The 21,420-nt window shown below is 61.9% G+C and carries 20 protein-coding genes; 7 read left to right on the plus strand and 13 right to left on the minus strand.

Translation table 11 applies throughout. The annotated features are described in order from the left end of the window. Positions 1–16 precede the first annotated feature (16 nt). Entirely contained in the window at positions 17–976 is a 960-nt protein-coding gene (locus tag KW838_RS27780; protein ID WP_102702494.1) for an HlyD family secretion protein, read from the minus strand. 3 nt (positions 977–979) lie between these two features. Further along, positions 980–1,351, minus strand: coding sequence for a DUF3302 domain-containing protein (locus tag KW838_RS27785; protein ID WP_218504192.1), 372 nt, complete (start codon positions 1,349–1,351; stop codon positions 980–982). Positions 1,352–1,502: 151 nt separating this feature from the next. On the opposite strand from KW838_RS27785, the gene KW838_RS27790 reads away from it, so the two are divergent. From KW838_RS27790 to KW838_RS27805, 4 genes are all read left to right on the plus strand, one after another. Continuing rightward, complete coding sequence (locus KW838_RS27790; RefSeq protein ID WP_218504193.1) at positions 1,503–2,165, plus strand: hypothetical protein; 663 nt, start codon at positions 1,503–1,505, stop codon at positions 2,163–2,165. A gap of 77 nt (positions 2,166–2,242) precedes the next feature. Next, positions 2,243–3,325, plus strand: a complete 1,083-nt coding sequence (locus KW838_RS27795) for a sterol desaturase family protein (protein WP_218504194.1) — start codon at positions 2,243–2,245, stop codon at positions 3,323–3,325. A 327-nt stretch (positions 3,326–3,652) separates the two neighbouring features. Then, a complete protein-coding gene (locus KW838_RS27800) occupies positions 3,653–4,873 on the plus strand; it encodes a helix-turn-helix domain-containing protein (protein WP_218504195.1) in 1,221 nt (406 codons plus the stop codon). Positions 4,874–4,909: 36 nt separating this feature from the next. Then, positions 4,910–5,542 carry a PQQ-binding-like beta-propeller repeat protein gene (locus KW838_RS27805; RefSeq protein ID WP_218504196.1) on the plus strand — a complete coding sequence of 211 codons (633 nt, stop codon included), beginning with the start codon at positions 4,910–4,912 and terminating at the stop codon, positions 5,540–5,542. 299 nt (positions 5,543–5,841) lie between these two features. Here KW838_RS27805 and KW838_RS27810 read toward each other — a convergent pair whose 3' ends face one another. The 8 genes from KW838_RS27810 to KW838_RS27845 form a co-directional block, all read right to left on the minus strand. Further along, complete coding sequence (locus tag KW838_RS27810) at positions 5,842–6,243, minus strand: GFA family protein (RefSeq protein WP_218504197.1); 402 nt, start codon at positions 6,241–6,243, stop codon at positions 5,842–5,844. 813 nt (positions 6,244–7,056) lie between these two features. Further along, the gene (locus tag KW838_RS27815) at positions 7,057–7,917 is read right to left on the minus strand and encodes a CAP domain-containing protein (protein WP_218504198.1); all 861 of its coding nucleotides are present in this window, start codon (positions 7,915–7,917) and stop codon (positions 7,057–7,059) included. Between the two features lie 283 nt (positions 7,918–8,200). Next, a complete protein-coding gene (locus tag KW838_RS27820) occupies positions 8,201–8,575 on the minus strand; it encodes a RidA family protein (protein ID WP_102702485.1) in 375 nt (124 codons plus the stop codon). Positions 8,576–8,605: 30 nt separating this feature from the next. Continuing rightward, positions 8,606–9,328, minus strand: coding sequence for a DUF3726 domain-containing protein (locus KW838_RS27825; RefSeq protein WP_218504199.1), 723 nt, complete (start codon positions 9,326–9,328; stop codon positions 8,606–8,608). 1 nt (position 9,329) lies between these two features. After that, entirely contained in the window at positions 9,330–11,045 is a 1,716-nt protein-coding gene (locus KW838_RS27830) for a hypothetical protein (protein WP_218504200.1), read from the minus strand. A gap of 23 nt (positions 11,046–11,068) precedes the next feature. Then, positions 11,069–12,622 (minus strand): BCCT family transporter, encoded by a 1,554-nt coding sequence (locus KW838_RS27835; protein ID WP_218504201.1) that lies wholly within the window; start codon positions 12,620–12,622, stop codon positions 11,069–11,071. A 106-nt stretch (positions 12,623–12,728) separates the two neighbouring features. Next, entirely contained in the window at positions 12,729–13,715 is a 987-nt protein-coding gene (locus tag KW838_RS27840; protein ID WP_218504202.1) for a dipeptidase, read from the minus strand. Between the two features lie 13 nt (positions 13,716–13,728). Next, entirely contained in the window at positions 13,729–15,171 is a 1,443-nt protein-coding gene (locus tag KW838_RS27845; RefSeq protein WP_218504203.1) for an aldehyde dehydrogenase family protein, read from the minus strand. Positions 15,172–15,262: 91 nt separating this feature from the next. Between KW838_RS27845 and KW838_RS27850 the strand changes: the two genes are divergently transcribed. Next, on the plus strand, positions 15,263–16,150 hold the full coding sequence (locus KW838_RS27850) for a LysR family transcriptional regulator (protein WP_218504204.1): 888 nt from the start codon (positions 15,263–15,265) through the stop codon (positions 16,148–16,150). 2 nt (positions 16,151–16,152) lie between these two features. Here KW838_RS27850 and KW838_RS27855 read toward each other — a convergent pair whose 3' ends face one another. The 3 genes from KW838_RS27855 to KW838_RS27865 all read right to left on the minus strand — a co-directional run bounded on the left by KW838_RS27855 (position 16,153) and on the right by KW838_RS27865 (position 18,583). After that, positions 16,153–16,791 carry a metalloregulator ArsR/SmtB family transcription factor gene (locus KW838_RS27855; protein WP_218504205.1) on the minus strand — a complete coding sequence of 213 codons (639 nt, stop codon included), beginning with the start codon at positions 16,789–16,791 and terminating at the stop codon, positions 16,153–16,155. 19 nt (positions 16,792–16,810) lie between these two features. Next, positions 16,811–17,440, minus strand: coding sequence for a hypothetical protein (locus KW838_RS27860; RefSeq protein WP_218504206.1), 630 nt, complete (start codon positions 17,438–17,440; stop codon positions 16,811–16,813). Positions 17,441–17,680: 240 nt separating this feature from the next. Continuing rightward, the gene (locus tag KW838_RS27865; protein ID WP_218504207.1) at positions 17,681–18,583 is read right to left on the minus strand and encodes a LysR substrate-binding domain-containing protein; all 903 of its coding nucleotides are present in this window, start codon (positions 18,581–18,583) and stop codon (positions 17,681–17,683) included. Positions 18,584–18,726: 143 nt separating this feature from the next. Between KW838_RS27865 and KW838_RS27870 the strand changes: the two genes are divergently transcribed. Both KW838_RS27870 and KW838_RS27875 read left to right on the plus strand, forming a co-directional pair. Beyond that, positions 18,727–20,124, plus strand: coding sequence for an MFS transporter (locus KW838_RS27870; protein ID WP_218504208.1), 1,398 nt, complete (start codon positions 18,727–18,729; stop codon positions 20,122–20,124). Further along, positions 20,121–21,395 (plus strand): glucarate dehydratase family protein, encoded by a 1,275-nt coding sequence (locus KW838_RS27875; protein WP_218504209.1) that lies wholly within the window; start codon positions 20,121–20,123, stop codon positions 21,393–21,395. The genes KW838_RS27870 and KW838_RS27875 overlap by 4 nt, the downstream gene beginning before the upstream one ends. Positions 21,396–21,420 lie beyond the last annotated feature (25 nt).

The following is a 21,420-nucleotide window of genomic DNA, read 5'->3' on the forward strand; positions in this document are numbered from 1 at the left end:
TGCCGATGCTGACGGGTTAGTGGAACGGAAAGATGTAGTTCATCCAGGCAGCCATGCGCAGGAGGATCTTGCGCATCATCGCGATGTGATGGAAATGCTGGCTGTACAACGCCGCCTGGCCGTAGGAACCGCCGGGCATCAGGTCGGCGTACTGGGCATAGTCGGGATCGGTGATTTCAATGATCACCGGTACCCGGCCGGCCGGAGGTGAACCGGTGAAACCGATCAGCGTGCCCGACGGTTGGATCTGGCCTTCGGCGATGACCGAAATCACGGTTTTGACCTTGCCTTCGAACACCTTCCCGGGAATGCCGTCAAATGCGACTTCGGCCTCATCGCCCTCGGTCAGGCGCAACAGGCTGTTCTGCCGCATCCACGCCGAGAAGTAATGCCCTTCGGCGGGAATGAACACCATCGACGGGCGCAGCGGCAGCTTGGTCGCCATCATGCCCGGACGCAGCGAAACATGGGTGACGAAGCCTTTGCTGGGCGCACGCACCGTGGTGTTGTCGAGTTCGTACTGCGCGTTGTCCAGTTGTGCCTTCAGGTCGTCGGTGCGGGCGACCACCATATCCAGTTCCCGTTGAGTGCTGAAATTACGCTTGATCAACTCGGTGATCCGCACACGATCGGCCTGGGCGGCAATCAGCTGTGCCTTGAGGGATTTCACCCGGTAGTCGAAAGGCGCGGGGTCGATGCGAAACAGCACATCGCCTTTTTCCAGGGGCTGGTTGGTCTTGACCGGCACGTCGATCACCTGGCCACTGACCACGGGAATCACCGGAACCGATACGAAATAGGAACGCGCCACCTCGGAGTAGGGGTGGTTGTAGTTCATCGTGAAAATCAGCGCGCCGATAATCACGATCCCGCCCAGCACCGCCGTGGGCACCGTCCATTTGTTCAGGGGGATGCGGAAGATCTTGAAGATGGCAACGCAGAGTGCCGCATACGTCAGTATGAGTAAGAGATCCATGGCTCAAATGCCCTCGCCGAGATTGTCCGTTGGCCGCCTGCTCTGCGTCGTGCCCGTCGCCGCCTCGAGGCGCTCGATGCGGCCTTGCAGTTCGGCAACCTGTTGTTCGAGGTGAACCACATGGCTCTTGGCTGAGTGTCCGTCACTGAAACCCCAGCCCCGGTCCTCTCGATAGGCCATCGCCCAGATCCACAGGAACGGCCAGAGCGCGTGCAGGGTGAACAGGCTGACCCAGCCGGTGGCGTGGATCGCATCCTGGTGAGGGTGGTTGCGGTGGACGGCAATTTCATAGGGGATGTCGTGGAGCAGGATGATCCCGTAGAACAAAACGAGCCCGACAAAGATCAGCAGGCCCAGCGCGAAGTAATCAAGCATGAATCACTCCTATTGAAGCGGGTAACGTGTGCGCATGAGTGTAGCCGTTCAATCTACACTTGACGGGGATGCGGATCTCCAGCCCGGGCACCCGGTGCCTGGCCGAAGCGTCGAGCGGTTTCGTGCAGGTAGTCCAAGGGGAGGTGAACTCATGCCAGGCAATGGTCAATTCGAAAGGGCGCCTGTACTTGACCCTGTCGAGCGCATTACCGAGGTGATCTTCGGCCTGCTGATGGCCATGACGTTCACCGGCACCATCAGCGTGGCCACGGCAGACCAGGCCGCCGAACGCACGATGATGATCGCTGCGCTCGGCTGCAATCTCGCCTGGGGACTGGCCGATGCGGTCATGTACCTGTTGCGTGCACTGGTCGAGCGCACGCGAAGGATCAAGCTGTACCTGGCCCTGCGCAATGGCGCGGATGCCGCGGCCGGTCAGGCGCTGATTGCACAAGTGTTGCCGTTGCAATTCGCCACGGCGGCCGGCAGCGAGGGCTTGGAGCTGTTGCGCCGTCGGCTGCTCGAGCAGCCGCCCTTGCCGATGAGGGCCGGCCTCGGCTGGAACGACTTCAGGGGCGCGTTCGGTGTATTCCTGCTGGTGGTGTGCTCGACCTTTCCGCTGGTGGTGCCGTTCATACTGCTCGACCAGACGGCGCTCGCCATCCGCTTGTCCAACCTGATCGGCCTCGTGGTGCTGTTCATCGCAGGCTGGATGCTCGCCAGATACGCTGGCGCGACACAGTGGCAGGGAGGGGTGATCATGGCCGCTACGGGGGGGGTGTTGATCCTTGCGATCATTGCGCTGGGCGGCTGACAACTGGACATAATTCAACACACTAAAGACTCATTCTCATTTACAATTGCCCTTCCATTTACGTCGGGCAGCCCGGTATGGATGTTCTTGCCGCAATCCATCTTTATTTATCCCAGTGGGTGATCGAGCCGGTCACCCGGCAGTTCCTGGGCATTTTCGACTTCAACGGCAGACTCGGTCTATCCTTTCTCTGCATGTCTTACGGCGTCGCTTATTGCCTGTTCCGGTACCGCAAATCCCGGGGTTTGACCGACGCGCGTTCCTTCGTTCAGTTCATCGGTGGCAGCCGGGTTTACCTGCACCGCTCGGCGCTGCTCGACTACCGCTATTACTTCGTACTGGCCATCCTCAAGGTTGTCCTGGTGCTGCCCATCGTCGCTCTGGTCGACCCGTACGTGTTGCGCTCGGCGGACTACATCGCCTTCTTCACCCGACTGTGGGGCGCGCGCACGCAAGTGGAGGAGCACCTGGCGCTGACCCTGCTCTATGGGCTCGGCGTGTTCCTGGTCAAGGACTTCAGCCATTACTGGGGCCATCGCGCTTTTCATTCGCGGTATCTGTGGGCCTTCCACAAAGTCCATCATTCGGCGCCCGTACTGGTGCCGGCGACGGCCAGCCGCGTGCACTTTCTGGAAGAGGTGGTGGAAAAGCTCACGGACATCATCTGTATCGGCGCCTTTGCCGGTGTCTTCTGGTACGCCAGTGGCGGGGAGATCAGCCGCTATACCCTGTTTGGCGTGACCTACATGGTGTTCATCTTCAATTGCCTGGCGGCCAACCTGCGTCACAGCCATGTCTGGTTGTCCTTCGGGCCGGTGCTCGAACGGGTGCTGAGCAGCCCGGCGCAACACCAGATTCATCACAGTGATGCGCCACGTCATTTCAACAAGAACTTCGGCATCAACCTGTCGCTGTGGGACTGGATGTTCGGCACGCTGTACGTCACCCGGTCCACACCCGAGGTCATCGCCTTCGGCACTGGGGAACAGGATCACGAGCGTTACCTGACGATGAAGGGTTTGATCGTCACGCCTTTTGTGGATGTTGGCCGCAAACTCCTCTGTGCAATACGCCCGAAAGCACAGCCTCAAAGCGCATCTGATCCGTATTTTTCAGTGCAATCTGCCTCTGTAACGGATACAGCCGCCAGCCCACAATAAATCTCCGGTACGGCCGCACTCGGCGCTCGCTGTACCGCCAATTCATAGTGTGGGAGGCCGCATGGCCAAGATGACGATTTTTCTCGGCGGTTTTCTGCTGTTGACCATTCTGATCGGTGTGCTGGCGACGATTCCTCCGGCGTGATCATTCCGGGGCCCCGTTTGCACCTGTGGACGCGCGGTCGAGCCATTGGTACATGCTCCACAACCCGTCCAGGCCTCCCGCGTTTTGTGCGTGTTCATCGCTGTACGCTCCTGGTGAAAGGTCGTGAATTAGACTAAACCCGGGTATCGAAGAGTGGGAGTGACAAGCGTGGCGGGATTTCGATGGACTCGATGATCACGGCCGCCGCCCAGGCGCTGGCGGCGGGCAATCCACTGGGCGCACTGGACCGCGTGGCCTTGCGCGACGATGCGCCGGCGCTGGCCCTGCGCGGCATCGCCATGGCGCAACTGGGCGATCTGGTGCGCGCCCGGGCGCTGGTCAAGCGCGCGCAAAAGGCCTTTTCGCCCAGGGAGGTGCTGGCCCGAGCCCGATGCGTGGTGGCCGAGGCCGAAATCGCCCTGGCGTCTCGGGATCTCGGCTGGCCGGTCAAGGCGCTCGAAACGGCACGGGTCACCCTTGAACAGCACGGTGACCGGGTCAATGCCGCCCATGCGCGGTATCTGCAAATCCGCCGTCTGCTGCTGATCGGCCAGCTCGATGAGGCGCAGCAGTTGCTGGCCAGCCTCGACCCCGGCCCCTTGCCGCCGGCCTTGCGTGCAACCCATGAACTGGTGCTGGCGGGGATCGCCATTCGCCGCCTGCAATCGAACGCGGCGCGGGAGGCGTTGACGCGAGCAGGGCAGGCTGCCGGTCAGACGGGGATTGCCGCGCTGATCGCTGAAGTCGAACAGGTGGCGCGCCTGCTCGACGCACCCGCGGCACGCCTGATTGCCCGGGGTGAGGAACGTGCGCTGCTGCTCGATGAAGTCGAAGCCTTGCTCGGTTCAACGGCGTTGGTGGTGGACGCCTGCCGGTACGTTGTGCGGGGCTGCGGCATGTCGGTGTCGCTGGCGACGCGACCGATCCTGTTCGTGCTCGCCCGCACCCTGGCCGAAGCCTGGCCCGCCGATGTTGCGCGGGAAACGCTGATCGCCCGGGCGTTCCGTCTGAAGCTCTCGGATGAGTCCCATCGTGCCCGGCTTCGCGTGGAAATCGGTCGGCTGCGTAAAGCGCTCAAGCCGTTGGCCGGCGTCATCGCGACGCCCCGTGGTTTTGCCCTGCAAACGTCCGTGTGCACGGAGGTGGTGACACTGGCGCAACCGGTCGAGGAAAAATTTGCCGCGGTATTTGCCTGCCTCGTCGATGGCGAGTCGTGGTCGAGTTCCGCCCTGGCCCTGGCGCTGGGTACCAGCCAGCGCACGGTGCAGCGTGCGCTCGATACACTGGCGGAGCAGGGCAAGGTGCAGTGGTTTGGCCGAGGCCGCGCGCGGCGCTGGATGACGCCGCCCGTGCCGGGATTCGCGACGACCTTGTTACTCCCGGCGCCGCTGCCCGGTGGCTAGGATGAACGCCACCAACCCCCCATTGAGGATTTCCAGATGAAACACGCAACTGCTGAAGTCATTCGTGAATATGGCCCGTTTGCCGAGGTCGATCATGTGTGCGGCGTCACCTGGGACGGCAAAAAGGTCTGGTTCGCCAGCAACAGCAAAATCAACGCCCTGGACCCGGAAAGCGGCAAGCTGCTGGACTCGATCGATGTCGCTGCCCATGCCGGCACCGCGTTCGATGGCGAGCACCTGTTCCAGATCGCCGACGACCGCATCCACAAGATCGACCCCCGCACCGGCCGCATCCTCTCGACGATTCCGGCCCCCGGCGCCGGCACCGATTCGGGGCTGACCTGGGCCGAAGGGACGTTGTGGGTGGGCCAGTACCGCGAACGCAAGATCCACCAGATCGACCCCGAGACCGGCAAGATCCTGCGCACCCTCGAATCCAACCGTTTCGTCACTGGCGTGACCTGGGTGCAAGGTTCGCTGTGGCATGGCACCTGGGAGGGCGACGAGAGTGAGTTGCGGCGCATCGACTCGCAAACCGGTGAGGTACTGGAGAGCCTCAGGATGCCCGAAGGCGTCGGTGTGTCGGGACTGGAGTCCGATGGCGGCGAGCGGTTGTTCTGCGGTGGCGGCGAAAGCGGCAAGGTGAGGGTGGTGCGTCGGCCTTCGTGAGAGTGGCCGGGTTGCCAAGTTCAACCTGTGTGGGAGCGAGCCTGCTCGCGAATGCAGAGTGTCAGGCAACATCAATGTTGACTGATTTGACGCAATCGCGAGCAGGCTCGCTCCCACAGTGGATCTTCAGTGACCAGGAAAGGTGTGTACAACACCGCTCACCCTGTGGGAGCGAGCCTGCTCGCGAATGCAGGATGTCAGGCAACATTAATGTTGACTGATTTGACGCTATCGCGAGCAGGTTGGATCGCCGCACCGTCGCTCCCACAATGGATATTCTGTGACCACGCTCCAGCCACTCAGTCCGCTTGTGGATGCTGATCGCTGATCTCGTACCAATCCGCTTTCGAGCTGACGCAAACATGTTTTTGCTTGCGTGTCCGTAGCGGCGTATCCAGCGAGCCCACGGCAATCGAAACCCACTCGGAAAACGCGCCTGTCGAGTCAGTCCAGAACAGCGAAGATCCGCAGCGGCAACAGAACTGCCGCGTGACACCTTTGGACGATTCATAGGCTTGAAGCGAATCTGCACCGCTCATGATCGACAGCGACGAGGCGGGCGCGCTCGCGTAGGTCGCAAACGCCGCCCCATGGCTCTTTCGGCATTGGCTGCAATGGCAATGGGTGAGAGCTTTCAGCTCGCTCGACACGCCATATTTGACCGCGCCGCAAAGGCAACTGCCCTGGTGAAACTCATCCATGTAAAGTCATCCCTGGATCAATAGTATTTTTCCGTCCTGCCATGTTTTCTGCTGGTCGAAATCGGTCTAAAAGCCCGGTTGGCAATCGTCCCTGTTTTGCTATCCTCAACCTTGTAGGTGAAGACGCAGACTGATGCGCAAAAGGATAGCAAGGAGACGTGGGGCGCGTTCCGAAGGGTACACGGTTAGAAAGATCCCCGCGCTGGGATCCAGCCCTTATGCCGTGTGAAGCAGAAGAGTTCCATTACGGTTTCACGACTCTTTTGTGGGAGGCCTGATAAACCTTGTAAGCCGGAGACCAGCACCGGCCACCTACTTATACTCACCCGCGAAGCCCGCCCAGTGCGGGCTTTTTAATGCCTTGGTTTTTTCACGATGTAGGAGCCAGCGTGGGCATGACCCCTTGTGGGAGCTGGCCTGCCAGCGATGGTCGTTAACGATAACGCGTGTGAGCTGGATGAACGCGGCGTACTGGAGTCCATCGCCAGCAGGCTGGCTCCTACAGTTTCAGCGTGGGCATGGCCCCTTGTGGGAGCTGGCTTGCCAGCGATGGTCGTTAACGATAACGCGGGTGAGCTGGATGAACGCGGCGTGCTTGAGTGCATCGCCAGCAGGCTGGCTCCTACAGGTATTGCGTGAAAAACGACGCGGACGCGGTCCCCTGTGGGAGCTGGCTTGCCAGCGATGGTCGTTAACGATAACGCGGGTGAACAGGATGAACGCGGCGCACTTGAGTCCATCGCCAGCAGGCTGGCTCCTACAGTAACCGTCGAGAACCTTTTTAATGCCCGCAAGATGGGTCTGGCCGGCCGCTCAAGGCGCGCCGAACAGCATCGTCCAGTAAACACCGTTGTCGCTGCGGGCGTTGGCGGCGTACGCGGCACCGACCTGGGTGAACATCGGGTTCATCAGGTTGGCGCAGTGCCCGGGACTGGCGAGCCAACCGGCCATGGCCTTGCTCGGCGAACCTTGCCCGGCGGCGATGTTTTCACCGATCTGCCGGCCACGGTAGCCGGCAGCCCTGGCGCGGTCGAGGGGCATGTCACCGTCGGGGTCCTGGTGGGCGAAGTAGTTGCCGTAGGCCATGTTCTTGCTGTGATTTTGCGCTGCGGAACCCAAGGCCGCACTCCAGGACAGCGGCCGCGCGGCGGCGAAACGTTGGCGACCGCACAGGCGCGGCTTGGCCCGGGCAGCGTTGACCTGCGCCAGCAACGCCTGGGCGGCGCTGCGTGGATCGGCGGTTTGCCGGTCGAGTACCGGCCGCGCCAGCACCACTTGCCACTCGCTCCCGGCGCGGCTGACGCCGATATCGGCGTATTGGTTGTCGAGCAGTGCGGCGCAGTGCTCGTCCTGGAACATATCGAAGGCTTCTTCGGCATCCCGTGCACCCACCACGCGGATAGAACGCACCATGGTCGCCTGATAGCCGGAAGCCTTTAACCGGTCCCGCAACCCACCGCCATAGCCAACGGGCAAGGCCAGGTTCGATTTGAGCGTCAGGGGTGACAAGCGTTGCGCGGGGCGCCGGTCGCAACGTTGCGGATGGGCGCGGTAGTCGTTGATGGCATCGACCAGTTGCCGTTGCCCATCGGCGTGGGCGGGGCTGGCAAAAACGGGGATCAGGGAACACAGGCACAGCGAAGTAAAGCGCAAGGCAACGACGGTTTGGCGCATGAACGGACAACTCGGATGAGATGACGACGAAAGGAGTGGGGAAAAACGCAGGGTATGACTGGTGACTCGACACAAGGTTCACGGCGCGAGCGAACCTGTTTGTGGCCGGAACCGAATGTCCGACGAAGGGTAGGACTTCTGTGGGAGCGGGCTTGCTCCGGGCGGCGTTCCGACGAAAGCGGTGTGTCAGGTAGCATCCATGTCGTCTGACACACCGCCTTCGCGAGCAAGCCCGCTCCCACGGGTTTTGTGTACACCAGTGACCGCTGCGGTCCTGAATCGATCAATCCACGCAGGCGTACACCACCAGCTCCACCAGCATTTCTTCCCGTGCCAGGCCCGCCACGACCATGGCCGCGCGGTTTGGGTAGGGCGCCTGGAAGTACTCGGCGTAGACCGCATTCACGGTTGCCAGGTAGCTGCGGTCGGTCACGTAGATCAGTACCTGGGTGACCGCGTCCAGCGAACTTTCGGCGGCTTGCAGGGTGTGGCGCAGATTGTCCAGGGTCTGCCGGGTCTGCGCTTCGATGCCGCCGCTCACCACCTGGCCCTGGCGGTCGATGGGGATTTGCGCGGTGTACAGCGTGCCGTTGCCGACAACCGCCCATTCCAGTGGCGCGCGCGAGGCAAAGAGGTCGGTCTTGATCGCCTGTTTCATTGATGCTTCCTGATGCGGATTTGAGGGGGGTTACCGGGCGTCGCTGCCTTCGCCGGCTCCACGGCGACGGGATTCTTCGGTGCTTTCCACCAGCACCCGTTCACCCAGTTTCTTCAACTGGGCCCAGACTTCATCATCGACCTGCAGCCCGCCCGCGGGTGTTGGCTGGCGGTGTTCAAACGTCGGGGCCGCGTCTTCGGCACTCAGGCGTGGCAGCAGCGCGAAGTGCCGGGAAATCAGCACGTTGATGCTTTGCTCGTCGCCCTGCGCCGGTTGCGGCAGGTCATACACGCGCAAGGACGGGCCGGTGCTCCCGGCGCTGAAAGTGGCCACCAGTTCCTGCCGGGCATCGCGCCAGTACACACAAAAATTCAGGCCTTCTCCGGCACAGCGCGCCAGGTAGCCCAGCAGCAGAACGCGGTTGTGGCAATGGCGGACGCGGATCAGCGCACTGCCGCCGCGCAAGGCCTTGGCCACCCCCAGTTCGATGGCCTGGGCGGCGCAGCGCAATACGCTCTGGCCATGGGCATCGAGGGTCAGTTGCGTGGCGTCTTCGTAGCAGGTTTCGATGGGGCGATCGACTTCATCGTGAAGAAAGTCCAACGCCTTTTTCAGCGCACCGATACCGTCGAGGCCTTGCTGTTGCAGCCTGGCAATCATCTCGGCGGCGTCGTCGCAATCACCGGGTGCAAAACCGATGCCTTCGAAGGCCTTGCGGCAGATCACCTGGATTTCATTGAGCGATACACGCATTTCAGAGTGCTCCGGCAGCGTTGGTCAGTTCAGGCATGACGGCAAAATTCCAGTCGTCGGGGAACGGCTGGCCAATCTCGCTGACCAGCGGTGCCCCCTGAAACAAGGTGATGCGCACCCAGCGGCTGGACTTGGGGTCGAACTTGCCGGCGCCGAAGAACGCCAGCTTGCAGCGCAGCAAGTGGATCGGCAGCATGCTGCGGTCCATCAGGTTGGCGCGGATCTCCCCGAAGGCGCAGCGGGCCATGCCTTGCAGGCGGCAGACGGTGCCTTTGAACTGCGGCAGCGCCAGCAGAAAGTGCGCGGTCAATTGCCGTGGGTGTTGCTCGCGGTAGGCAAGCAGGGCCCGATGACAACGTTGAATGTTGTGTGCGATCCCCAACTGCATTTCTTTCTCGGCGCCTGGCTCCATGGCCCGTTCACCCAAGCGTGGTTCTTCCTTTTCCGCCGAGCGATACCAGAAAAAGTGGTTGGCCTCGGCGCCGCTCAAGTCGTAATCGAGCGCCCAGCGGTACTGGGTCTCGATGAGATCGCACAGCTCATCCAATGGCATTTCGGCGTTCAGGCGAAACCCCTCGTTGACCGACATCTGCTCGGCCAGCGGATCAACCTGTTCGGGGTACAACTCCAGCAGCAGGCTGACCAGCAGTTCCTGGCAACCGGCGCCGACGCTCACTTCGGCCCAGGCCTGCAGGCGCGACCACAAACCCGCGTTGACCGACTGCCCTGCGAACCACTCGGCCAGTTGTCCGAGATCGGCCAGCGTCTGCTGGTCAATGGCGCTTTGCCGTTGGTCCTCGGTGCTGGTTTGCTGCAAGTGCCGGCGAGCCCGTAGCAGCAACGCCTGGAAGCGCTGGGCATGAGGCAGGTCAGCCGCTTGCGTCACCACCTTTGCCAGTGCGGTTTCCCTGGCCCACACCCATTGGTTGACCAGTTGCGGGTGATTGATCAGGAACGGGGCCATGCCCAACCCCGTGGAATTGCCGACCCCAAGGTAACGCTGCAGGGCAGGGTCCAGACCCACCGCCCGCTGCGGGTTGCGCGCCCGGGCCATGTGTTCGATCTGCTCGATGCTGAAATGCCGCAACAGGTACACGGTAAACATCTGGGCACTGAAGGGTTGCGTGAAGTCCACAGTGCCTTGCAGGCAGCTGAAGTCGGCGATGCCGAACTTGCCGTTGCCGTACACCGCGGTGGTGCGATACAGGTAGCCGACCTCGGCCAGTTGCCGTGGGTCTGGTTGACAGCCTTCGGCCAGCGCCTCGAGAAAACGCTCAAAGTTGCGCAGGCTACGGTTGGCCCGCGACAGCACCAGCACTCGCGAATCAAAACGCCCGGCTTCCTGTAGCGGTACATTGCGTCGCAAGTCGGCCAACTGCTGTTCGTCGACATCACCGGCAAGCAGGACAAAACTGACGTCCCATTGATCGGCTATCACTCGGTCGCTGCGTTTTTCCGGCGGCAGGTACATGGAGAAAATCACGCAGTGATAGTGGGCACTGGCGGTGTCGATGCGGTAGATCGCCGTACCGAAGCCCTCGGCATCCAGGTCGAAGCAGGTGCGCTGGATGCGCCACTGCTCGTTCATCATCCGCCGCATGCTGCTGCGCACGAAACTCAAGCGGCTTTGAAAGTGGCTGCCCAGCCGATCCAGGTCCATGACCCGGGCGGCGGGCCGCAAGGCCGAAGCGGTGTCTGTGTCGGTGTGCGACATCATTGCGATTCCTGAACTGTTCATCATCAGACTGCCTGTTCGCGAGCCATCTGCCGGGCGATGCGCAGTGCATCCCAGAGCGACGGCAGGATCAGCAGTGAAACCGGTACGGCAGTAATCACGATAAAGGATTGCAGCGCCGTGACCCCGCCCGAACCAATGGTGATCAACACCACCGCGGCCAGGCCCATGCCGATGGCCCAGAAGGCACGCAGCCATGGTTTCGGCTTGTCATTGCTGGACATCGCCATTGCCACGGTGAACGCCATCGCATCGCCGTTGGTGGCCACGGAAATGAAGCTCAGGAACAGGAACAGCGCCGAGATCAGTCCACCCAGGGGCAAGTTCTGGGTGACGCCCAGCAGCAAGTCTTCGGGCTGCGCGCCGTGGGCGGTGACGATACCCGGTGTCTGCAACTCCATGCCGATGCCAGCGCCGCCGACCACGGTGAACCAGAACATGGTCACCAGCGGGGCGATGATCGACAGGGTCATGATCACTTCGCGGATGGTCCGGCCACGGGAAATCTTCGCCACATACAGGGCGACCATCGGCGCGTAGCCAATGAACCAGCCCCAGTAGAACACCGTCCACCAGTCGAGCCATTTCGGATCGGCGCGGAACAGGGCCATCGGCATGAACTGCTCCAGATGCAAGGCGAACGCCGTGGGAAAACCGCCGAGAATGAAAGTGGTGGGCCCCAGCAGCACCATGAACACCGCCAGGCCGATCATCAGCCAGACGTTGATTTCACTGACGAAACGAATGCCCTTGAGCCCGACCAGGCAAGACGTGGTGTACATCACCGTGACCAGCACGATGGTGATGGACTGCACCACCAGGTCATTGGGAATGCCCCAGACCGAGTGCAATGCACTGCTGATTTGCAGGCCGAGGAAACCGATCGGGCCGATGGTGCCAGCGACGACGGCGATGATCGAGGTGGCATCCGCCAGGGTGCCGATCGGTCCCTTGATTGCACGCTCACCGAACAACGGATAGAGCAGGGTGCGCGGTGCCAGTGGCAAGCCTTTGTCGTAGTGCAAATGCATCAGCACGATGGCCAGCAGACTGCCCAGCACGGCCCAGGCCAGGAAGCCCCAGTGCACGAACGATTGCGCCAGCGCAGCGTGTGCGGCGGCATCGCTGTGAGGTTGCACCCCGGCGAACAACGGCGGTGGGCTGGCGAAGTGCATCATCGGTTCCGCTGCCGCCCAGAATGCGCCGCCCCCGGCGAGCAGGGCGCACATGATCACGGCGATCCAGTTGAAGGTGCTGGAGTCGGGTCGCTGATCGACGCCGCCCAGCCTGACGCGCCCGCACTTGCTGAAGCAGATGATCAGGCTCATGCCAAAGGTCGCCAGCATCAGGATCTGCCAGTACAAGCCGAAGAACTTCGTCGACCAGGCGAACAGCGTGTTCACCAACAGCGATACGCCATCGATGTCGATCAGTGCCGCGATCAGGAAGGCGCCGAGGAAGCCGCCGCTGATTAAGAACAGCGGCCAGTCGATGTCTTTTTTCGGCGGTGCAAGGTCCAGTGGCTGGACGTCGGCTTGCAGGGAGTCGGATGTTTTCATGATGCCTCCAAAATACGCGCCTGGGGCTGTGCATCGCCGGTCGGGGAGATGAACGGGAGGCTATTGTTGTTATTTTTCATGCTGTCCTCACGGTGTCGATCAAGAGTCAGTTTTGCGCCGTCGTAGCGTTTTCCAGCAGGCGCAACCAGTTGAGTCCCATGATGTTGCGTACCTCGTCCTCGGTGAATCCCCGGTCGCGCAGGCCCTGGGCGATGACCGGGAAATCCCGGCTGTCGCGGAACCATTGCAACGGTGCCGGCCAGTTGGCGTTGTCCTTTGATCCTTCGCCGTAATCCTTGTCTTTGCTCCAGCGCCCGTTGCGCATCCATTCGAGCACTTGCAGGGGTTGTTGCTGGCACAGGTCGGTGCCGATGCCGATGTGTTCGACGCCCATCAGCTCTGCCGTGCTGGCGACCATGTCGCAGAACGACTCCAGGGTGCAGCCCGACGCACCCTTGAGGTGGAAGGGGTACGTGCTGAAACCCAGCAGGCCGCCGGACTCGGCGATACCGCGCAATACCGCGTTGGACTTGTTGCGCTTGGCCGCGTGGAAACTCGACGGGTTGGCGTGGGAGACGATCACCGGCCGGCTCGACAGCTCGATGGCTTCCAGGGTGCTGCGCTCGGCGCTGTGGGACATGTCGATCAGCATGCCGACGCGGTTCATCTCGCGGATCACCTGGCGGCCGAAGCGGCTGATGCCATTGTCTTCGGCCTCGTAGCAACCGCTGGCCAGCAGGCTCTGGTTGTTGTAGGTGAGCTGCATGATCAGCACGCCAAGCTGGCGGAAAACCTCCACCAGGCTGATGTCGTCTTCAATCGGCGAGCAGTTCTGGAAACCGAAGAAAATCCCGACGCGGCCTTCCTGATGCGCCAGGCGAATGTCCGAAGCCTCGCGTACCGGACGAATCAGCTCGGGCCAGGTTTCGAAGCGACGGTTCCACTCGCCGATTCGCGACAGGGTTTCCCGGGCGTTCTCGTGGTAGGCGATGGTGGCGTGCACCGCGCTCAGGCCACCTTCCTGCATCTGGCGAAAGATCGCTTCGTTCCAGTGGGAATATTGCAGGCCGTCGATCATCAATAAGTCGTGCATGCCGATCTCCCGTTCAAGGTCGCACGTAGGTGGTCTTGACCACGGTGTAGAACTCGCGGGCGTATTGCCCTTGCTCGCGTGGCCCGAAGCTGGAGGCTTTGCGGCCGCCGAACGGCACGTGGTAGTCGGTGCCGGCGGTGGGCAGGTTGACCATGACGCAACCGGTGCGGGCCCGACGCTTGAAGTCGCTGGCATAACGAAGCGACTGGGTGATGATCCCGGCGGTGAGGCCGTATTCGGTGTCGTTCAACACGGCGAGGGCTTCTTCGTAATCGCTGACCCGGATCACACAGGCAATCGGCCCGAAGACTTCCTCGCGGTTGATGCGCATGTTGTTGTGACTGTTGATGAACAGGGCGGGGCGCATGTAGTGCCCGGCCGGTTGCAGGTTCAGCAATTGGCCACCCTCGACCAGGGTCGCGCCTTCGTCTTCGGCCAGTTGCAGGTAATGGAGGTTCTGTTCCAGTTGTCGGGCTTCAGCCACCGGGCCGATCTGCGTGCCTTGTTGCAGGGCGTGGCCGACCTTCAGTTGACGCATGCGCGCCACCAGCGCTTCGACGAAACGATCATGGATGCCGTCGCAGACGATCAATCGCGAAGAGGCCGTGCACTTTTGCCCGGTGCCGAAGAAGGCACCGTTCAACGCGCATTCCACGGCGATTTCAAGGTCGGCGTCATCGAGCACCACCAAGGCGTTCTTGCTGCCCATTTCCAGTTGGCAACGCACCAGATTGCCAGCGGTGGCAACCGCGACGCGGCGACCGGTCTGCAGGGAGCCGGTGAAGGTCAATGCGTCGATGTCGGCGGACTGGGTCAGGCTTTCGCCGACCACGGCGCCACTGCCCATGACCAGGTTGAAGGTGCCGGCAGGCAAGGCCTGGCGGCTGATGATTTCAGTCAGGGCCCAGGCACTGGCCGGCACCAGGTTGGCCGGTTTGAACACCACGGCGTTGCCGAAGGCCAGGGCCGGGGCAATCTTCCACGCGGCGGTGGCCATGGGGAAATTCCACGGCGTGATGATGCCGACCACGCCCACCGGTTCACGCTGGACTTCGATCTCGATGCCGGGGCGTACCGACGCGGCTGTCTCACCCATCTGGCGCAGCACTTCAGCGGCGTAGTAATGGAAGAACTGCGCGGAGCGATTGACCTCGCCGATGCCCTCGGCCAGCGGCTTGCCTTCTTCCCGGGAGAGCAGTTCGCCGAGTTCTTCCTTGCGCGCCATCAACTCGTTGCCGATGGCCATCAACACCTGCTGGCGCTGTTCCAGGCCGCTGGCAGCCCATTGCGGCTGGGCGTCGCGCGCGGCGGCGATGGCATCCAGCGTCTGTTCGGTGCTGGCCTGATGGTAATGGCCAATGAGGTCTTGAACATCCGAAGGGCTGTGGTTGGCGATGACGCCTTGGCCTTCGCACCAGTTACCGCCGATGTAGTTTTTGCAGGGTTGCAGTGCCATGGGAACCTCCGATTGCGTTGGCCCCATCTTGAGAGTATTACTCTGCAAATAAAAATTAATAATAAATATGAAACGATAAGGAAAACTAACCGTGTTGCCCGAGCTGAAGATCACCCAACTGCGCTATTTCGTCCTGGTTGCCCAGCTGAAAAGCTTTCACGGCGCGGCAAGGCAGGCCTATCGCACGCAACCGGCGCTGTCCCTGGCCGTACGTGAACTGGAGCAGAAGCTCGGCCAGCCATTATTCGAAAAGGGCGGTAAAACCGAACTGACGCCATTCGGCGAGCACTGCTTGCCGCTGTTCCAGGATTTGCTGGCGCATCACGACCGCATCGCCCGCGAAGTCAGCTTGCTCGCGCGGCATGAAATTGGTCAGGTGAGCATCGCGACGGTGCCGTCGGTGGCCAGTCGATTGCTGCCGCATCTGCTCGCACGGTTTGTCGGCGAGCACCCGAAAATGCAGATCAGCATGCAGGATGGCAATGCCGACAGCGTGCAGCAGTTGTTGGTCCAGGGGCAGGTGGATTTTGCGATCAGCAGCGTGTGGACGGCGGACGAAAACATTGAGTTCGTGCCGATCCTGAGTGATCGGGTGGGCGTGGTCTGCCGCCACGATCATCCATTGGTGGCGAACGGCGAGGCCTTGCATTGGTCGAGCCTGCAAGCCTATCCGCTGGTGCGCAATGGCACCTCGCGCTTGCTTGCAGGTACGGACGCGGCGGGGTTGCTGGACCGCAGTCTGCTGTTTGTCTCCAACATGATTTCGCTGATCGCGATGCTGGAAGAGGGCATCGGCATCACGACACTGCCGTCCCTGGCGTTCCCGCAGGGCAACGAGAATCTGGTGTTCCTGCCACTTTCCGAACCACGGGTGGAGCGCCAGATCGGCATCCTGTGCCGCAAGGGGCACAGCCTGTCGCCGGCGGCAGCCGAATTGATGGGGTTTCTCAAAGCGAACATGCAGATGGTCGAGCTGTAAGGTCAGTCTCCCAGTGGCGGCTCCGGGCTTTCTGTCGGTCGCAGCCTGAAGCGACAGACATGCCCGCCGCGCACCATGCACTCGCTGTGCTCGACTTCACCGCCGCCCAACGCGCCGATCAAGGCCAGGTCCAGTTCGCAGACCACCGGGTGCTCGGCGGCCAGGCGATGGAACACGCAGTTATGCGCGACGATTTCCGGCGTGCCGCCTGAGCGAAAAAACACCTCGGCTTCGTAGCCCGCCTGGTTCATGTGCTGGACGATCCTGGCTTCGTCGACGACCTGTTGTTCACGGTCCAGCGCCAGTTTGCGGCCCATGCTGCGCATCAGCGAGGCCAGGGCTTCGGGGCCGATGATGGCGGCGACTTCATCGATCAGGACGCTGGCCAGTAGCTGATAGTGGCGAGGGAACTGCTCCCGTGCGTGGTCGGTGAGCCGATACAGCTGCTCCGGGCGACGCCCCGTCGGGCGGGTGTCGCCGCGCAGCACCAGGCCGTCACGCTCCAGCGCCGCCAGGTGTTGGCGGATCGCGGTGCGCGTGACGGCCAGGTGTTCAGCCAACTCGTCAATGCTCATGCCGCCGGCATGGTGCAGCAGCGCATTGAGCAGGTCTTGCTGTGTTCGGCCCAGTCCTTCCAGCATGGGATACCCTCGCGCGATATCAGAACTTGTCCGGGAATTGCTTGACCAACGCGCCGGTCAACGCATCGGCCAGGGCCAGGATGTGCGTGCGCATCATCGCCCAGGTACGGGCTTCGCCGGCGTAATCCTGTGCCGCGAATTCATCGATCTGGGTGATGTGGTGACCGCCATGGGCTGACAACATCGTCACCAGTGTCGCCTCAGGCAGATTGGGGTTCGCCGTGGCCAGGAACGCCGCAATCGCCTTGGCATTGCCGGTCAACTCGGTGACGGCGGCCTGCTTGCCCTTGGCGTCTTTGGCAACGGTGGCATCGCTGTAGTGTTTCACCGCGCCCCAATGTCCGGCAAGCAGCTTGAGCAGTTGATCCGCCGCCGGTTGGCCGTAGAGCGGGGCGATGCTGTTGGCGATTTTGGTGGCGTTGTCGACCACCTGATCGGCCGCGACCTTGGCTTGTTTCTGGTCGGCGGATTGATTGGCCAGTGCGTAGTTTCTGATCCAGAAAATGTGTTCGACCCAAAGGTCACGCTCGGCCAGGCGCGTGGTCAGCGCGGGGCTGTCGGCAGCGGCGGGTGAGGCGGCAGGCGTCTGGCTCCAGACCGGTTGCGCACAGAAAGCCAGCAGGAGCAAAGCCAGGGTTTTGATATTCATGACGGCACCCTCTGAGAGTGGGAACGTTCGACAATATCAATATAGGCATAAAAATATGTTTTTATTGGTCGGAGGCCGAGTCTCGGACCAATGGTCACGACTGAAGGGCTTTCTGTGGTGAGGGGGCTTGCTCCCGTTGGGTCACCTGGCAACCCCAAAAGAGGGCCTGCTGCGCAGTCCAGCGGGAGCAAGCTCCCTCGCCACAGGTGGGTGTCTGATAGAGGGTTTTTCAAAGCTGATCTACACCCCCCATCCCTCCCGCACCGCGCGCCGGATCCCCTCCAGCAACATCGCAAACGCCGGATTGTCGTTGTTCTCGCGCCAGATCAGGTGCAACTCGCTCTGCACGCCTTCGCCCAGATCGATATCGCGGAACACCACGTTCCTGAACACCACACTGGTCGCGCAACGCGGCACCAGGGCCAGGCCCATGGCGGCGTTGACCAGTGCCAGGATGGTCAATGACGAGCCGAGCCACTGCACGTAATCCGGGGCGACGCGGGCCGAGCGCAGCATGCCGGTCAGCAGTTCGTTGAACGGCGGGTAAGCCGCGTGGGAGTACATCAGGAACGGTTGCCCATCGAGGTCCTGGACCGATACCGATTCGGCACTGGCCAGGCGGTGCTCACTCGGCACCGCCAGCACGAACGGCTCGCGCACCAGGCATTCGGTGGCGTAGCCCGGTTCCAGCAGCGGCGCCCGGGCGATGCCGAGGTCGATGCGGCGGGCGCGCAGGGCTTCGTGTTGCTGGTAGGTGTTCATCTCCGACAGGTCGATTTTGACGTGGGGCTGTTTGAGTCGCGCCTCGGCGATGACCTTGGGCAGGAACTCGTAGACCGCGCTACCGACGAAACCGATATTGACCGAACCGATGTCGCCCTCGGCGAATCGCCGGGCTGTCACGGCCGCTTGCTGGGCGCGCTCCAGCAGGTTCTGGGCTTCGATGAAGAAGGCCCGGCCGGCGGCGGTGAGCGCGACGCTGCGGGTGCTGCGGGTGAACAGTTCGACGCCCAGGTGATGTTCCAGCAGCTGAATCTGTCGGCTGAGAGGCGGTTGGGTCATGTTCAGCCGTTCGGCGGCGCGGCGGAAATTCAGTTCGGTTGCCACGGTGGTGAAACATCGCAGTTGAGTCAGTTCGAACATTGATCTAATCCAGGTATCAATCGAATGCCAAGTTAGATTAGACGGGATCAATACTCGCGTCCATGATCGGGCCCACCTCTGACGCAGTGCCCAAAGCAATCCCCAAAGCTATCCCTAGAAAAACAATGATCGGGAGTCGCCCCTTGAATACCCTCCAGAGTCCGCCAGACCCGAATGTGCTCGCCCGCGCCGCCGCCAAGGTCAAGCGCCATGTACTGCCGCTGTTCGTGGTGATGTTCATCGTCAACTACATCGACCGGGTCAATATCGGCTTCGTGCGCAGCCACCTGGAAACCGACCTGGGCATTGGCGCCGCCGCCTACGGCCTGGGTGCAGGGCTGTTCTTTATCGGTTACGCGATCTTCGAAGTGCCGTCCAACCTGCTGCTGCAACGCTACGGTGCCCGCGCCTGGCTGACGCGCATCATGTTCACCTGGGGCGCCGCCGCGATGGCCATGGCGTTTGTCCGTGGCGAAACCAGTTTCTACGTGCTGCGCTTCATACTCGGCGCCGCCGAAGCGGGTTTTTTCCCCGGCATCATTTACTACTTCACCCAATGGCTACCGTCGACCGAACGCGGCAAGGCGATGGCGATTTTCCTCAGCGGTTCGGCCATTGCCTCGGTGATTTCCGGTCCGGTGTCCGGTGCACTGCTTAACGTCAGCGGCTTGAGCCTGCACGGTTGGCAGTGGATGTTCCTGATCGAAGGCTTTGCTTCCATCGTGCTCTGCGGGTTCGTCTGGTTCTGGCTGCAATCCCACCCACGGCAGGCCAAGTGGCTGAGCGACGAAGAACAGACCGCGCTGATCGACGCGATCGCTCAGGAGCAACAGGCTCGCGAAGCCACGCTGGGCGTCAAACCCTCGATCTTCAAACTGCTGGCCGACCGACAGATCCTGCTGTTCTGCTTCATCTACTTTTCCATCGCCCTGACCATCTACGGTGCCACGTTCTGGCTGCCGAGCATGATCAAGAAAATGGGCAACCTCGGCGATTTCCAGGTCGGCCTGTTCAACTCGATTCCGTGGATCATTTCCATCGTCGCGATGTATGGCTTCGCGGCCATGGCCAGCAAATGGAAGCACCAACAGGCCTGGGTAGCGGTGACGCTGGTGATCGCGGCGTTCGGCATGTTCATGTCCACCACCGGCGGCCCGGTCTTTGCCTTCGTCGCCATCTGTTTTGCCGCCATCGGCTTCAAGGCAGCCTCGGCGTTGTTCTGGCCGATTCCCCAGGGTTATCTCGATGCCCGGATCGCCGCGGCGGTGATCGCCCTGATCAATTCCATCGGTAACCTCGGTGGCTTCGTCGCGCCGACCACCTTCGGGTTCCTGGAGCAGACCACCGGCTCCATCGAAGGCGGGCTCTACGGCCTGGCCGCCACTTCGCTGGTCGCCGCCATCGTGATCTTTTTCGCCCGCACCGCCCCCCGTGGCGATGCCCTCCGTGCGTTGACCGGCCAAGAGGCCGAAGGCACACCGGCAAAAAAGCCCAACAGTCATCCAGCCCTGAAAACTGATCCAACGGGAGCCGCCTCTTGAAAATCAAACGAGTCACTGTCACGCCCATCGCCTTCCGTGATCCGCCCTTGCTCAACGCCAGCGGCATCCACGAACCCTTCGCGTTGCGCTCGATCATCGAGATCGAGAGCGACAACGGCTACATCGGCCTGGGTGAAAGTTATGGCGACGCTCCGGCGCTGGCGATCCAGCAGCAACTGCAAACGCAACTGATCGGTCTTGACCCGTTCAACCTCAATCAGTTGCGTGCCATCGTCCAGGCCACCGTGGCGGCGAACAAACCGGCGAGTATTGCCGGTGCCGAACTGGCGCCGGGCTCCCATGCCAGCAAAGCCGTGAGCAATGCTTATTCGGCTTTCGAAGTGGCGTTCCTGGATTTGCAGGCGCACTCCCTGAATGTGCCCTTGGTGGACTTGCTGGGCGGGGCCGTCCGGCAGGAGATTCCGTTCAGCGCCTACCTGTTCTTCAAGTATGCGCAGCACGTCGATTCACCCTACAAGCCCGACAGTTGGGGCGAGGCCCTGACCGAAGAGCAGATCGTTGCCCAGGCGCGGCGGATGATCGAGGCCTACGGCTTCAAGAGCATCAAGCTCAAGGCCGGCACCTTGCCGCCCGAGCATGAAGTGGCGTGCATCAAGGCGCTGAAAAAGGCCTTCCCCGGTTACCCGCTGCGTATTGATCCGAACGGCAACTGGTCGCTGCAAACTTCGATCCGTATGGCCGAGCTGCTCGGTGATGACCTGCAGTATTACGAAGACCCGACGCCGGGACTGGAGGGCATGGCCGAGCTGCACAAGCGCACCGGTTTGCCCCTGGCGACCAACATGGTGGTCACCGATTTCGACGAGTTCCGCCGCAGCGTGGCACAGGACAGCGTGCAGATTGTTCTCGCCGACCACCATTATTGGGGTGGCCTGCGTGACACGCAGGCGTTGGCGAAAATGTGCGAAACCTTTGGTCTTGGGGTGTCGATGCATTCCAATTCGCACCTGGGCATCAGCCTGATGGCCATGGCGCATGTCGCCGCTGCGGTGCCGAACCTGGATTTCGCCTGCGACACCCATTACCCCTGGCAGGAGCCCGACGAAGAGGTGATCAAGGGCGGCAAGCTGCCGATTGTCGATGGCTGCGTGAAAATCACCCGCGCCCCGGGCCTGGGGCTGGAACTTGACCACGACCAGTTGGGCAAGCTGCATGACCAGTACCTGACGTGCGGCATTCGCCAGCGCGATGACGTGAAGCAGATGCAGCGCTACAAACCGGAGTGGAAGGCGGTCAAGCCGCGTTTTTGATCTACAAGCCATGCAAGAGGGGCTT

This window comes from Pseudomonas sp. PDM27 (genome assembly GCF_019219205.1).
Classification (GTDB): Bacteria; Pseudomonadota; Gammaproteobacteria; order Pseudomonadales; family Pseudomonadaceae; genus Aquipseudomonas; species Aquipseudomonas laurylsulfatiphila.